This window comes from Paracoccus sediminilitoris (genome assembly GCF_003259195.1).
GTDB lineage: Bacteria > Pseudomonadota > Alphaproteobacteria > Rhodobacterales > Rhodobacteraceae > Paracoccus > Paracoccus sediminilitoris.
Genome location: NZ_QJPK01000001.1, coordinates 524,361 through 537,639, shown reverse-complemented (window position 1 = coordinate 537,639; position 13,279 = coordinate 524,361). Strand labels below are relative to the sequence as shown.

Below are 13,279 nucleotides of genomic sequence, written 5' to 3'. Positions count from 1 at the left end.
TTCAGGATGTGATCTGCACCCCACGTGGGAAGCCTGCTTCCTATTCGCCAGAGGGCGGGAATAACTTCGCCGTCATGTCCAGCCGCGCCAGCTTGCGCGCCTGCAGCCGTGCCAACTGGTCCAGCACTTGGTTGGTCGGCAGGCCCGCGCCGCGGTATTTGCGCCACAGCTTCAGGCAGGATGCGGGCGACCATGGCAGATCGGCATGGGCCAGCCAGCGGCGCAGGGGCGGGGGCAGGGCGTCGAAATCGGCCATGGGGTCCGTGCTGCGGCGCGTCAGGCGGATGGACGTGCGGCCCAGATTGCCGGGCGTGAGGGGGCTGGAAGAGGTCATTTGGGCCTTCAGACTGTCATGCATCAAAATCGTTATTTTATAACATAACGCATGGCAAGTCCAGCTTGTGCATCCGCTTGCACCATTGACGACCCGCGCGGCATCGGTCATGCCCCGCACATGCTGCGTATAGATGACATCACATATAACGTGCAGGGCCGTCCCCTGTTTGTCGGGGCCTCGGCCTCTATCCCCGAAGGCCACAAGGTGGGTCTGGTCGGGCCGAACGGGGCTGGCAAGACGACGCTGTTCCGGCTGATCCGGGGTCAGCTGGCGCTGGATGGCGGGCAGATCAGCCTGCCCACGCGCGCCCGGATCGGGGGCGTCGCGCAGGAATCGGCCGCCACCGATCGCAGCGTCCTGGACACCGTGCTGGACGCGGATGAGGAACGCACCGCGCTTTTGGCCGAAAGCCACACCGCGACGGACGCCCACCGCATCGCCGACATCCAGACCCGCTTGACCGACATCGACGCCTGGTCCGCCGAGGCCCGGGCTGCGACGATCCTGGACGGCCTGGGCTTTTCGACCGCCGACCAAGCGCGACCGACCAGCGATTTTTCGGGTGGCTGGCGGATGCGCGTCGCGCTGGCGGGGGTGCTGTTCGCGCAGCCCGACCTGCTGCTGCTGGACGAACCGACGAACTATCTTGACCTGGAAGGGGCGCTGTGGCTGGAAAGCTATCTGGCGCGCTATCCCCATACCGTCATCATCATCAGCCACGACCGTGGCCTGCTGAACCGGGCCGTGGGCCACATCCTGCATCTGGAAAACAAGCAGCTGACGCTTTACACGGGCGGCTATGACAGCTTCACCCGCATCCGTGCGGAAAAGCGCGCCCTGCTGGCCGCCGAGGCCAAGAAGCAATCCGAACGCCGCGCCCATCTGCAAAGCTTTGTCGACCGCTTCGGCGCCACGGCCAGCAAGGCGCGCCAAGCCCAGGCCCGCGTCAAGATGCTGGCCAAGATGGAGCCGATCACCGCCCCCGAGGAAGCCAAGTTCCACCGCTTCACCTTCCCCCAGCCCGAGGAACTGTCCCCGCCCATCGTTGCGATGGAGGGTGTCTCGGTGGGTTACGGCGACCGCGCCGTGTTGCAAAAGCTGCACCTGCGGATCGACCAGGATGACCGGATCGCGCTGCTGGGCCGGAACGGACAGGGCAAATCGACGCTGTCGAAGCTGTTGGCGGAACGGCTTGGGACCATGTCGGGGCACATCACGCGGTCGAACAAGCTGCGCGTGGGCTATTTCGCCCAGCACCAGGTCGACGAACTGCATCTGGACGAAACGCCGCTGGATCACATCCGCAGCCTGCGCCCGAATGAAGGTCAGGCCAAGCAACGCGCCCGCCTGGCCGGTTTCGGCCTGATGGAGGCCCAGGCCGAGACGCTGGTCCGTCAGCTGTCGGGTGGCCAGAAGGCCCGCCTGTCGCTGCTGATCGCCACAATCGACGCGCCGCATCTGCTGATTCTGGACGAACCGACCAACCACCTGGACATCGAATCTCGCGAGGCCCTGTCCGAGGCGCTGAACGATTACACCGGCGCCGTGGTGCTGGTCAGCCACGACATGCACCTGCTGGGGCTGGTGGCCGATCGCCTGTGGCTGGTCAAGGACGGCAATGTCGGCCCCTATGAGGGCGATCTGGATGATTACCGCAAGTTCCTGCTGACAGGCGACGCGCCCGCCAAGCCGGCCGCCGAAGCCGCGAAACCCGCCCCCAAGCGCCCGTCCCGCGACGCGGTGCTGGGCCTGCGATCCGAGGTGCGCAAGGCCGAGGAGCGTGTCCAGAAGCTGACCGACATGATGGGCAAGCTGGACGTCAAGCTGGCCGACCCGAACCTGTATCACGACCCCTATGAGGCCAAGAAATGGGGCGCCAAGCGCACCGAGGCCGTCAAGGCGCTGGCTTTTGCGGAAGAACTGTGGATGACTGCGTTGGAGAAACTGGATCGGGCCGAAAAGGGCTAGGCGCTGTTGCGAAAATGCGCCTACCTGCGGTTGCGTCCATGTGGGCGGTTGTGCCGATGCGGTTTCAGCACCTAATAGGGGGAAACGCCCTCTCAGCCCGTGGAATCGCCCGATGAAATACGCCTTGGCCCTTGCCATCCTGATTGCAACCCCGCTGCATGCGCAGGATTTCGGCACGTCCGGGGGGCGCACCTTCTCGGCCGATCTGGGGCTGGGCGCGTCTTACGGTCCCGATTATCCGGGTTCCGATGACGGCGAGGCCGCCCCGTGGATCATCTGGCGCAATGCCGGCTTCGGCACGCCCGGCGGCGATCAGGCGCAAGGCTTCTCCATCGCCCCGTCCTTCGGCACCGAGGGTGAGCGCGAAAGCGACGACAATGATGCTCTGGCAGGTCTGGACGACATCAACCGCGCCTACGAGCTGGGCCTGCGGGTCAGCTATGGCGCAGGTCCGGTCACGGCCTATGGCAGCCTGCGCCGCGGCTTTGACGGCCATGAGGGCCTGACCGGCGAGGTCGGCGCGAAATACCGCACCGATCTGAGCGACCGCGTCACCCTGTGGTCGGGCGCCGAGATCGGCTATGGCAACGACAAGTACAACAACACCTATTTCGGCGTGACGGGCGACGAAAGCGCGGCCAGTGGTCTGGACGCCTATGCCCCCGGTGGCGGCATCAACGAAGCTGCCATCACTTTCGAAGCGCGCTATGAGTTGAATGAAACCACCGCCCTGCTGGGCGAAGTGCGTTACGGCAAGCTGATCGGCGACGCCGCCGATTCGCCGGTCGTGCAGGAGGAATACCAGCCCTCGCTGCGCTTGGGCGTGACGCGCCGCTTCTCATTCGGCTTCTGATCGGGCGACATGACGGATGGGGAACGGGGGCGCCTTGCGGCAGCCCCCGTTTTTCGTTTCAGCCTCCGGCGCGCACCCAGCAGCTGACCTGCTGACCCGGGCGCATCGGGACCAGCGACGGCCTGTCGGTGGCGCAGCGCGCCTCGCGGATCGGACAGCGGGTGACGAAGGGGCAGCCCTTGGGCGGGTCGATCGGGCTGGGCAGATCGCCCTCCAGCAAGATCGTGCGGCGGTTTCGTTCGGCACGCGGATCGGGCTGCGGCACCGCCGACAGCAGCGCCTGCGTATAAGGATGTTCGGGACTGTCGAACAGTGTCGCGGTGTCGGCGATCTCGACGATATGGCCCAGATACATGACCGCGATCCGGTCAGCCAGATGGCGCACCACCGACAGGTCATGCGAGATGAACAGCAGCGCCAACCCCAGGTCCTGCTGCAATTGCAGCAGCAGGTTCAGAATCTGCGACTGGATGGACACGTCCAGTGCCGAGACCGGTTCGTCGCAGACGATCAGCTTGGGCTGATAGGCCAAAGCCCGCGCGATGACGACCCTCTGCCGCTGGCCCCCCGACAATTCATTCGGAAAGCGGTCGCGCTGCGACGGGTTCAGCCCGACCAGCGCCATCACCTCGGCCACGCGGGCGCGGCGATCGGCGGCGGGGACGCCCTGGATGGACAGCGGTTCCTCGATCGACTGGCCGATGGTGCGCTTGGGGTTCAGCGCCGAGACCGGGTCTTGGAAGACCACCTGAAGGTCGCGCCACTGGGCGGCGCGTTCGGCGCGCGTCAGGCTGGCCATGTCGCGGCCTGCAAATTCGATCCGCCCCGCCGTGACCGGGTTCAGCCCCAGGATGGCGTTGCCCGTCGTGGATTTGCCGCAGCCCGATTCGCCGACGATCGCCAGGGTTTCCCCCGCAGCCACATCGAACGAGACCCCATCGACGGCCTTGACCACCGATTTCGGCTTGCCGAAGCCTTCGCCTGCGACGGGGAAATGCACCTTCAGGTCGGTGACGCGCAGCAGCGGCCTGTCGTTATCGGTCATGGTCGATCATCCCTGCTACCTGGTCGGAATGCCAGCAGGCCGCAAGATGGCCGGGAGCCTTGGGCTCCAGCGGCGGCGACTGCAGGCAGTGGTCGCTGGCCAGCGGGCAGCGGGTCCGGAACCGGCAGCCCTGCGGCCAGTCGTCATGGTCGGGCACCGTTCCCGGGATGGAGAACAGAGGCTTCTTGCGCGGGCTGTCCAAGCGCGGGATCGTCGCCAGAAGCATGCGCGTATAGGGATGGGCGGGGGCGTCGAACAGGTCGTCCACATCGGCCTGTTCCACGATGCGCCCGCCATACATGACGCAGACACGGTCGGCCAAGGCCGCGACGACGCCCAGATCATGGGTGATGAAAAGGATCGCGGTCCCCGTCCGTTCGCGCAGCTGCCGCATCAGTTCCAGGATCTGCGCCTGGATGGTCACGTCCAGCGCCGTCGTCGGTTCATCGGCGATCAGCAGCTCTGGCCGCGCGATCAGCGCCGAGGCGATCATCACCCGCTGGCACATCCCCCCCGACAGCTGCGAGGGCAATTGCCGGGCGCGCTTTTCCGGTTCCGGGATGCCCACGTCACGCAGCATGTCTATCGCGCGGGACCACGCGGTCCTTGCATCCGCCTTGCCATGCGCCACCAGGCTTTCGCCCACTTGCGCGCCGACGCTCAGCAGCGGGTTCAGCGAGGCGACAGGTTCCTGAAAGATCATGCTGACCTGCTGGCCGCGCAGCGCACGCATGGCGGCCTCGGTGGTGTGATCGACCTGCTTGCCCGAAAGGCTGATGGTGCCGCCCGCGTGACGCAGCTTGCCCCCCAGAAGCCCCATGACCGAAAGGGCGGTCAGGCTTTTGCCTGATCCGCTTTCGCCCACCAGTGCCACGATCTGGCCGGGCTGGACGGTGATGTCCACGCCGTCGATGACCTTGTGGGGACCGACCTGCACCTGCAGGCCGGTAATCTGCAGCGTCGGCTCAGTCATGCGGCACCACAGTTTCACTGGCGCAGGCGGTCCAGGGGCTGACCGGATGGGCCATGCCCGTGCGCCGTCCCGACGCCGGGTCCAGCATGACCGCCGATGGGATCGAGAAATTGACCGGGTGCAGCCCGTTCGGCGCCATCCTGACCGGGTAATGCTGACCCACGGCGGCGGCCACTCCGTCTGGGGCCGCGGTATCGACCGTCACCGTTGGGGTGCTGGCATCGATGCGAGGGGCGTGAAAGGCCTCCTCCAGCGACATGCCGCGGTCCAGCACATAGGACACCAGCTGGGTGATCGCCGGAAAGATCTGCCGCCCGCCCGCCGCGCCGATGGCCATGACCGGACGACCATCACGGGTCAGGATGGTGGGGCACATGTTCGCCAGCGGGCGCGCGTTCGGGGCGATGGCATTGGGCGTTCCCGGTCGCGGGTCGAACCACATCATGCCGTTGTTCATCAGGATGCCCGCCGTGGGCAGCGTCACCTTGGACCCGAAGCGCGACAGAAGCGTGTTCGTCAGCGATACCATGTTGCCCGCGGCGTCCACGACCGACAGGTGGCTGGTGCAATCCTTGCCGCCACGCCCGCCATGGCCCATGGTCTTCAGCCGGTGTTCATAGGCGGTCCGGATGGCGCGGGCATAGGCGGCGGCGGCCTGTGCATCATCCCCAAGCGACGCCTTTTCGCGCAACATGGAAAAACACTCCAACATGGTGGGGCCGCCGCAAAGTTCTCCTACCACATGGATGTCATGGCCTGCATAGGCGATGCTTGCGGCGCTGCTCCAGATCGGGCGATAGCCCGCCAGATCGGCGGCCGTCAGTTGGGACCCGCCCTGCTGCAAATCACGGACCAGGCCCTGCGCCACTTCGCCTTCATAGAAATCGCGGGCGCCGGCCTGGGCCAGGCGGCGTAGGGTGGCGGCCTTGGCGGGCATCGGGCGATGGGTCTGGGTTCCGCTGTTCAGGGGTTTGCCGTCCTGCAGGAACAGGGCCGCGGAATGGTCGAACCGCGCCAGCCCCCGCGCGTCGATGGCCAGGCACAGCGAGGTGAACCAGTCGACCAGCATCCCACGCTCTGCCAATGCGATGGCCGGTTGCAAGGCGTCGTGCCACGAGAGGGTGCCATGGCGGGCCAGAGCGTCGGACAGGCCTGCGATGGCGCCGGGGATGCAGATCGAGGGATAGCCGATCAGGTTGCGGTCATCCTTCACGGCGGGCCAATCGAACCAGTCGCCATCCTTGCCGCCGACCAGCGGGTAATCCGCGGGGGTGAAATTCTCTCCGGCGCGGACATTGAAGTCCAGGCTTTCGACCGGGCCGCCCTGCGCATCCGCCCACAGCATCAGCCCGCCACCGCCGATCCCGCTGAGCCAAGGTTCGACGACCGACAGGACCAGGGCCGCGACGACGGCCGCATCCATGGCATTGCCGCCATTGCGCAACACCTGGGCTCCGGCCTCTGCGGCTTCGAAATGCTGGCAGGCAATGATACCGCGATCGGAAGCGACCTGTGGCTTGCGGATGGTCCAGTTCTGCATCAGGCGTCCTTCCATGCGGGATGTTTCAGCGGGCTTTCGGGCAGCGATGCCGTCAGCGCGTCGCGTTCCGGCGCATGGGCACGGTGATACGCGGCCAGTTCGCCCGCAGTGGCGATCCAGATGTCGGGCGAGGCGGTGACATGGCCCAGCAGCTTGTCCAGCATCTGCGCACGAACGGCCTTGCCCGATATCCAGTCATGCACCGTCAGCATCATCAGTGTTCCATAGCGCCGGCTGGCCTGCAGTTCCTCGGTCCAGGCGCGGTACACGGCATCGGTGCCCAAGGGCGGGCCCATGTCACCGCCGCCGCCCAGAAACTTGAAGAAGATCGCGTCATCGGTGGACCAGCTGACGGGGATCTGGGTCACGCCATCGACGCTGTGGGGGGTTTCCAGCCCCATCAGGGACGAATCATAAAGGTCCAGCCTGCGGCATTCGGCCAGCATATACGGCGTCATTTCCCATGCAGGTGACCGAAAGCCCCGCGGCGTCTGGCCGGTCTGGGCCTGGAACAGCCCGATTGCGCCCTCCAGGAAATGCGTGAACTGGTCGTCCGAGACCTGTGCGACCAGTTCATGGAAATATCCGTGCAGCCCGACCTCGTGGCCTGCATCGACCAGCGCGGGCAGCATCCAGGGATGGGTTTCGGCGACGATGGCGGGAACGAAGAAGCTGCCCTTGATGCCATGCGCCGCCAGCAGCGCCGCGATGCGCGGAATGCCGATGCGCGGTCCGAAACTGCGCTGTTCATGATGGCCCAGCAGGCGCGGCATGTCGGCCCGATTGGCCCAGAGCCAGGGCGCATGCGCATCCACATCCACCGAAAAGCAGAAGGCCGAAGCCTTGCCCTGGGGCCAAGGATAGGCGGGCTCGGGGGACAATGCGGTCATAGCGGCGTCTTCTTGTCCTGAAAGACGTCCAGCGTCCCGATGGAATTGCCGCCATCGACGGTCAGCGTGGTCCCGGTGACATAGCTGGCGAAATCGCTGGCCAGGTACATCGCGGCCGGTCCGATATCATCCATGCTGGTGACCCTGCCCAGGGGGATCGCGCGGGTCACGCGGTCGACATGTTCCTGCGACAGCTTGCTGACAGAGGACCCGGCGCTGAAGCCCGGTTCCAGCGCGTTGACCCGGATGCCGAACTGCGCCAGTTCCTGCGCCATGCCCTTGGTCAGACGGTCCAGCGCCGACTTGGAGATGCAATAGGGGGCGGCCGTCAGGCGCATCTTGCGCGACGCCCCCGACCCGATATTGATGACGCTGCCCTTGCGGCCATCCGCGATCATCTGCTTGGCGAAACCTTGGGTCAGCACGAAGGGCGCGCGGAAGTTCACGTCCATCATGCGGTCCCAATCCTCGATCTGCATGTCCAGCATGAAATGGCTTGGATAGATGGCCGCATTGTTGATGACGATGTCGGGGGCGCCCCATGCCCGCCCGACGGTTCCGATCAGCGCCAGCATGTCGGGGGTCGAGGTCAGGTCCGCCGCCACCGCCATGGAACCCGGCACGTCAAGCTCTGCCAGCAGCTGGTCCAGCGCGTCCTGATCGCGATCGGTCACGCAGATCCGCGCCCCTGCGGCCGCAAAGGTCTGCGCAAGGCCGCGCCCGAAAAGACCGGCCGCGCCGGTGATGACGACGCCCTTGCCGTGGTAATGATCCTTGAAATCCATGATCCGCCTAACGTGATTTTGGGTTGAGATATTCGCTGAGGCGGTCCCCGATCAGGTTCACCGACAGCACCAGAAGGAACAGGCAGATCCCCGGAAAGGTGGCAATCCACCACGCGCTGGTGACATAGTTGCGCCCCACGCTGAGCGTGGCACCCCAGCTGGGGGTGGGGGGCTGCACGCCAAGGCCCAGAAAGGACAGCCCGGCCTCGAACAGAACCATCAGGCCGAATTCAAGCGTCGCGATGACGGCCATGGCGGCGATGATGTTGGGCAGGATGTGGCGCAGCAGGACACGCGGCCAGCTGGCCCCCATGGCGCGGGCCAGCCGAACATAGGGCATGTTCGCCACCGACAGGGTCTGCCCATAGGCTACGCGCGCGTATCGCGGCCAACGGGTCAGCGCCAGGACCAGAATGACGTTGACGAAGCCTGGCCCCAGCACCGCGACTGTGATGATCGCCAGAAGGATGGCGGGGATCGACAGGAAAATGTCGGCCAGCCGCATGATGACGGCTTCCGTCCAGCCGCGCAGATAGCCCGCCGCCATGCCGAGCGTCGTCCCGACTACGCCCGACAGAACCACCGACAACAGCGCCACCGACAGCGACACCCGCGCGCCATAGATGATGCGGCTCAGAAGGTCGCGCCCCAGCTCGTCCGAGCCCAGCAGGTAGAGGATTCCCCGCGCTTCGGTTCCCGGCGGCTTCAGGCGGCCCAGCAGGTTCTGCGAATTGGGGTCGTTCGGGGCGAGCCAGGGCGCGAAGATTGCGGCAAGTACCAGCGCGACCAGCACCAGCGAGAATGGCCCGACGACCCGGTATCCGCGGCCGATGCGGCCGAGGAGGCGTGTTGCAATGTCGGTCATGGGCGCGTCCCTCCCAGACGGATGCGCGGATCGACCACGGTATAGAGGATGTCAGCGGCAAAGTTCACCGCGATGGTGACGAAGGCGCCCAGCAACACGACGCCCTGCACGACGACGAAATCGCGGCTGGCAATGGCTTCGACCGTCAACTGGCCAAGGCCGGGCCAGGCAAAGACGGTTTCGACGATCACGGCACCCGCCAGCAGCTGCGAGATTTCAAGCGCGGTCACGCTGATGACTGGGATGACCGAATTACGCAGCAGGTGATGGGTGACCAGCCGCCCCGTACCGACGCCGCGGGCGCGGGCGCTGCGGATGTAATCCTTGGACAGTTCGTCCAGCACCGCGCTGCGGGCAATGCGGGCATAGGTCGCCATCGAGAGCAGCCCAAGCGCGATCGAGGGCATGATCAGATGCTGCAACGACCCCGTCCCCGAGGGTGGCAGCCAGCCCAGCCAGACGCCGAAGACCATGATCATCATGATCCCGCTCCAGAAGGTCGGCATGCTCTGGGCGGCCAGCACCAGCCCCATCAGGGCGCGGGTGATGGCAAAGCGACGCCCAAGCGCAAGGATCAGCCCGACGGGCAGGCCGATCACCAGCGCGACGATCAGCGCGCCCCCCGCCAGTTGCAGCGTATAGGGCAGCCGTGAGGCGATGATCGTCGTCACCTTGACGTTCTGCACGAAGGACCGGCCCAGGTCGAAATGGGCCATGTCCCACAGAAAGCGCCCGTATTGGACCAGCAGAGGCTGATCCAGCCCAAGCGTGCGGCGCATCGCCTCGATATCGGCCTGGGTCGCGTTTTCTGGGACCAGCAGATAGGTCGGATCGCCGGTCAGACGCTGGATGAAGAAGACCAGCGTCATGACCCCGAACAGCGCGATCAGCGCTTGGCCGATCCGTTTGACGATGAACAGCGGCATGGCGCGGCCTTACTCGGACCAGGTCATGCGGTTCAGGAACAGGCTTTCATTCGCCGTCGGCGTCCATTCCAGCTTGTCCGACGCCCCATAAAGCGCCACCGCCTGATACAGCGGCAGGATATAGCGCTGTTCCGCGACGCGGTCCTGAATGCGGGCATAGGCGTCCATGCGCTGGCCCTCGTCCAGGGTGCCGCGGGCCTCCTCCAGCATGGCGTCCAGTTCGGGATCGTCCACCCGCGACCAGCTGGAGGTCGAATGCAGCAGCGGGAAGATCACGCCGTCCACGTCCTGACAGGCACAGGACCATCGGCCAAAGCCCAGGATCGGACGCTTGCTGCGGTCTTCCTGACGGCTGTCGCCCAGATAGGTTGCCATGTCCACCATGTCGATCGAAGCGTTGAAGCCCACATCCGACAGCATCTGCTGCAACGCCTGGACAATGCGCTGGTCGAAGACGGGGGACGTCTTGATGATCATCGGTTCCTGCCCGGCCTCGCCCTTGGCCTCGACGATCTTGCGCGCGGCTTCGGGGTCATAGGGGATCGGCGCGACATCGGGGACATATCCGAAATGCGCGGGCGTCGCCATCTGGTCCAGCACCTGTTCGCCGCCGCCCAGAATGCCCTGGACGATGCCTTCGCGGTCGATGGCCATGGCGACGGCCTTGCGCATCTCGGGGTCGTCCAAGGGCGCGCGCTGCGTGTTCAGGCCCATGAAGCCGATGCGTTCGCTTGGCGCCGACAGCACCTGCACGCCCGATGCCGATTGCAACTGCATCACCTGGTCGCTGTCCAGCGACACGACCAGATCCGCCGTTCCCGCCCGCAGGTTCGCCACCCGGGTCGAGGCGTCGGGCACCGCCTTGAAAGCCACCTGTTCGAACGGGCCCTTGTCGCCCCAGTAATCCGGGTTCACGTCCAGGATCACCTCGACCCCGCGCCGCAGGCTGTTGAACTTGTAGGGACCGCTGCCGACGGGGGCCTCGTTGAAGGCCTCTGCGCCGATCTCCTCGACGATGTGCTGCGGCACGATCGACAGGTTCACCAGCTGCGCCAGCAGGACCGGATAGGGGCTGGCGGTGGTCAGCACCACCGTGCGGTCATCCTTGGCCACCGCATCGGTGATCGAGTTGAACTGACCCAGCTGCGGACTGCCCAGTTCGGGATCGGTGATCCGCTTTACGGAAAACGCCACGTCCTTGGCGGTCAGGGGCGTGCCGTCGTGGAAGGTGATGCCTTCGCGGATGGTCATTTGCAATTCGGTATTCGACAGCTGTTCCCAGCTTTCTGCGACCTGCGGCGCGATCTTGCCCGCATCGTCACGTGTCACCAAATTGTCGAAGATGTTGCGATAGACGTAATAGCTGTCAGGGTTCCACTGCATATGCGGATCCAGCGACGAAGGTTCGTTCACCAGATCCACCGTGAAATCGACGGCCATGGCCGGGACGGCTGCGGCCAAGCTCAGCGTCAGCGCGGTTGCGGCGCGCGCCAGGGTCATGCGGAATGTCATTTTATCCTCACGGTTGGGGTGGGGGCGTCCTTGCCCGCATCCGGGCGGGAAAATGCCGTCATGGCGGTCTTGGTGCCGCCTGGGGCAGGGGTCAGTTCCAATTCGTTGCGGGTCTGCATCAACCCGTCGGCCGCGAAATCGCGGAAGGCCTGCTGGTCCGCGCGGCAGGCCCGCGCCAGCGCGTCTGCATCGCCGCGGATCAGCGCATCGCAGAGGCCCGCCATGTCGGTGGCAGGCAAGCGCGCCCCGGTCGTCATTTCCAGGAAGCGGCGAATGCGGTCGGCGTTGTCCCACAGCGTCGACAGCAGTTGGCCGATCAAGGGATTGATGCGGTCCGCCGCCAGATCGCGCGCCATGCGCTCATAGCTGCGCAGGCTGTCGCGGGCGGCAGGTTCGGCCCGGTCGCGAAGAGTGGCGGCGATGGCAGCCAGTTCCTGCAGGCGATCCTTGTCGCGGGATGTCAGATCGGCATCGGCCAGCGCACCTTCGGCAAAGGCGATGGCGTGAAGCACCTGCCCGATATGGGCCCCGGTCATCGGCAGCACCCGCCAGCCAAGCCGCGGAATCGCCAGCATCAACCCCTGCGTCGACAGCTTGGCCAACGCCGACCGTGTTGCGGCCCGTCCCAGCCCGAAACGGTCGGCCAGATCGGCTTCTGTCTCGGTCGTACCGGGGGGCAGTTGGCAATGCAGCACCGCCAGCCGCAGCCGTTCTTCGGCCAGATCGGATTTCTGACGGGGCAGCAGCGGATCCGGCGCGGGGGTAAAGGGGGAATGCGGGTCAAACATGAACATGTCCTGATTGTCTTAAAGACATGTTCAACGACGTTTCCTGAGATGTCTATAAAAAACGGGCACCATTAGACCACAGCCGTGAAGACTGCCATCATTTTCAGCGCGCTTTCGACGGCCAGTGCTAGGATGTTGAAGATGTGGCGACCCCGGGAGGACTTGAACCCCCAACCCCAGACTTAGAAGGTCCGTGCTCTATCCAGTTGAGCTACGGGGCCGCTTGGCGATCCGCGGGGGATCGCAGGTGGTGTTTAGCGCTCTTCGGCGGGGCTTTCAAAGCCATATTGCGTGCTGGGCGCCGTCACGGCAGCGCGCGTGTCATGAAGACCGAATTGGGGTCGGGGCGGTAATCGGCGAAGGGCGGGCATTCGCTGAAGCCCGCGCGCGTGTAAAGCCCGCGCGCCGCGACGAAGGTCGGCTGGACGCCTGTTTCAAGTGACAGCCGGGTCAGACCATTGGCCAAGGCATGATCAACCAGATGGTTCAGCATCATCCGCGACAGGCCGCGGCCGCGGTGTTCGGCCAGGACATGCATGGATTTCAGCTCTCCGTGGCCCTCACCGTGGTCCTTCAGCGCGCCCATCGCCATGGGCGTGCCGTTGTCGCGGATGACGAAGAAGGCGATCGAGGGATGCGCCAGCCCCGAAGCCGGCAGCATGTGGATCGATTCGGGCGGGGTGTCGGCCTGCATGTCGGCGGTGTGGCGCTGGAACAGCAAGTCCAGATCGGCGCCGAGCGGGCTTTCGCGATGGATGGTCGGGGTCATTCAGGCAGCCTTTCGTGGTGCCCGGCGC

13 protein-coding genes and 1 tRNA gene are annotated in these 13,279 nt (G+C 65.5%); 2 read left to right on the top strand and 12 right to left on the bottom strand.

Annotated elements, in window-relative coordinates; genetic code table 11:
• Window positions 1-40: 40 nt before the first annotated feature.
• Window positions 41-334: a DUF6525 family protein gene (locus DKT70_RS02605; protein WP_111557902.1), complete on the bottom strand. Its 294-nt coding sequence runs from the start codon at window positions 332-334 to the stop codon at window positions 41-43.
• Window positions 335-454: 120 nt separating this feature from the next.
• Here DKT70_RS02605 and DKT70_RS02600 point away from each other — a divergent pair, with 120 nt between their 5' ends.
• Entirely contained in the window at window positions 455-2,305 is a 1,851-nt protein-coding gene (locus tag DKT70_RS02600; RefSeq protein ID WP_111557662.1) for an ABC-F family ATP-binding cassette domain-containing protein, read from the top strand.
• Between the two features lie 112 nt (window positions 2,306-2,417).
• Entirely contained in the window at window positions 2,418-3,158 is a 741-nt protein-coding gene (locus DKT70_RS02595) for a MipA/OmpV family protein (RefSeq protein ID WP_111557661.1), read from the top strand.
• Between the two features lie 58 nt (window positions 3,159-3,216).
• On the opposite strand, the gene DKT70_RS02590 is transcribed toward DKT70_RS02595, so the two are convergent.
• From DKT70_RS02590 to DKT70_RS02540, 11 genes are all read right to left on the bottom strand, one after another.
• Window positions 3,217-4,203, bottom strand: a complete 987-nt coding sequence (locus DKT70_RS02590) for an ABC transporter ATP-binding protein (protein ID WP_111557660.1) — start codon at window positions 4,201-4,203, stop codon at window positions 3,217-3,219.
• Window positions 4,193-5,176 (bottom strand): ABC transporter ATP-binding protein, encoded by a 984-nt coding sequence (locus DKT70_RS02585; RefSeq protein ID WP_111557659.1) that lies wholly within the window; start codon window positions 5,174-5,176, stop codon window positions 4,193-4,195. Before DKT70_RS02585 ends, DKT70_RS02590 begins: the two co-directional genes overlap by 11 nt.
• Window positions 5,169-6,716, bottom strand: a complete 1,548-nt coding sequence (locus tag DKT70_RS02580; protein ID WP_111557658.1) for a gamma-glutamyltransferase — start codon at window positions 6,714-6,716, stop codon at window positions 5,169-5,171. The genes DKT70_RS02585 and DKT70_RS02580 overlap by 8 nt, the downstream gene beginning before the upstream one ends.
• The gene (locus tag DKT70_RS02575; RefSeq protein ID WP_111557657.1) at window positions 6,716-7,606 is read right to left on the bottom strand and encodes a polysaccharide deacetylase family protein; all 891 of its coding nucleotides are present in this window, start codon (window positions 7,604-7,606) and stop codon (window positions 6,716-6,718) included. The genes DKT70_RS02580 and DKT70_RS02575 overlap by 1 nt, the downstream gene beginning before the upstream one ends.
• Entirely contained in the window at window positions 7,603-8,391 is a 789-nt protein-coding gene (locus DKT70_RS02570) for an SDR family NAD(P)-dependent oxidoreductase (RefSeq protein WP_199559512.1), read from the bottom strand. Before DKT70_RS02570 ends, DKT70_RS02575 begins: the two co-directional genes overlap by 4 nt.
• A gap of 7 nt (window positions 8,392-8,398) precedes the next feature.
• The gene (locus tag DKT70_RS02565) at window positions 8,399-9,256 is read right to left on the bottom strand and encodes an ABC transporter permease (RefSeq protein WP_111557655.1); all 858 of its coding nucleotides are present in this window, start codon (window positions 9,254-9,256) and stop codon (window positions 8,399-8,401) included.
• Window positions 9,253-10,182, bottom strand: a complete 930-nt coding sequence (locus DKT70_RS02560; protein WP_111557654.1) for an ABC transporter permease — start codon at window positions 10,180-10,182, stop codon at window positions 9,253-9,255. Before DKT70_RS02560 ends, DKT70_RS02565 begins: the two co-directional genes overlap by 4 nt.
• A gap of 9 nt (window positions 10,183-10,191) precedes the next feature.
• Complete coding sequence (locus tag DKT70_RS02555; RefSeq protein WP_233490390.1) at window positions 10,192-11,694, bottom strand: ABC transporter substrate-binding protein; 1,503 nt, start codon at window positions 11,692-11,694, stop codon at window positions 10,192-10,194.
• On the bottom strand, window positions 11,691-12,488 hold the full coding sequence (locus tag DKT70_RS02550; RefSeq protein WP_111557652.1) for a GntR family transcriptional regulator: 798 nt from the start codon (window positions 12,486-12,488) through the stop codon (window positions 11,691-11,693). Before DKT70_RS02550 ends, DKT70_RS02555 begins: the two co-directional genes overlap by 4 nt.
• Window positions 12,489-12,626: 138 nt before the next feature.
• Window positions 12,627-12,703: transfer RNA gene (locus tag DKT70_RS02545), tRNA-Arg, on the bottom strand.
• 83 nt (window positions 12,704-12,786) lie between these two features.
• On the bottom strand, window positions 12,787-13,251 hold the full coding sequence (locus DKT70_RS02540) for a GNAT family N-acetyltransferase (RefSeq protein WP_111557651.1): 465 nt from the start codon (window positions 13,249-13,251) through the stop codon (window positions 12,787-12,789).
• Between the last annotated feature and the right edge of the window lie 28 nt (window positions 13,252-13,279).

Coding starts and splice junctions, on each gene's coding strand:
- DKT70_RS02565 (WP_111557655.1), bottom strand. CDS start 9,256: ATGACCGACATTGCAACACGCCTCCTCGGCCGCATCGGCCGCGGATAC.
- DKT70_RS02595 (WP_111557661.1), top strand. CDS start 2,418: ATGAAATACGCCTTGGCCCTTGCCATCCTGATTGCAACCCCGCTGCAT.
- DKT70_RS02590 (WP_111557660.1), bottom strand. CDS start 4,203: ATGACCGATAACGACAGGCCGCTGCTGCGCGTCACCGACCTGAAGGTG.
- DKT70_RS02550 (WP_111557652.1), bottom strand. CDS start 12,488: ATGTTCATGTTTGACCCGCATTCCCCCTTTACCCCCGCGCCGGATCCG.
- DKT70_RS02570 (WP_199559512.1), bottom strand. CDS start 8,391: ATGGATTTCAAGGATCATTACCACGGCAAGGGCGTCGTCATCACCGGC.
- DKT70_RS02605 (WP_111557902.1), bottom strand. CDS start 334: ATGACCTCTTCCAGCCCCCTCACGCCCGGCAATCTGGGCCGCACGTCC.
- DKT70_RS02560 (WP_111557654.1), bottom strand. CDS start 10,182: ATGCCGCTGTTCATCGTCAAACGGATCGGCCAAGCGCTGATCGCGCTG.
- DKT70_RS02540 (WP_111557651.1), bottom strand. CDS start 13,251: ATGACCCCGACCATCCATCGCGAAAGCCCGCTCGGCGCCGATCTGGAC.
- DKT70_RS02555 (WP_233490390.1), bottom strand. CDS start 11,694: ATGACATTCCGCATGACCCTGGCGCGCGCCGCAACCGCGCTGACGCTG.
- DKT70_RS02585 (WP_111557659.1), bottom strand. CDS start 5,176: ATGACTGAGCCGACGCTGCAGATTACCGGCCTGCAGGTGCAGGTCGGT.
- DKT70_RS02580 (WP_111557658.1), bottom strand. CDS start 6,716: ATGCAGAACTGGACCATCCGCAAGCCACAGGTCGCTTCCGATCGCGGT.
- DKT70_RS02575 (WP_111557657.1), bottom strand. CDS start 7,606: ATGACCGCATTGTCCCCCGAGCCCGCCTATCCTTGGCCCCAGGGCAAG.
- DKT70_RS02600 (WP_111557662.1), top strand. CDS start 455: ATGCTGCGTATAGATGACATCACATATAACGTGCAGGGCCGTCCCCTG.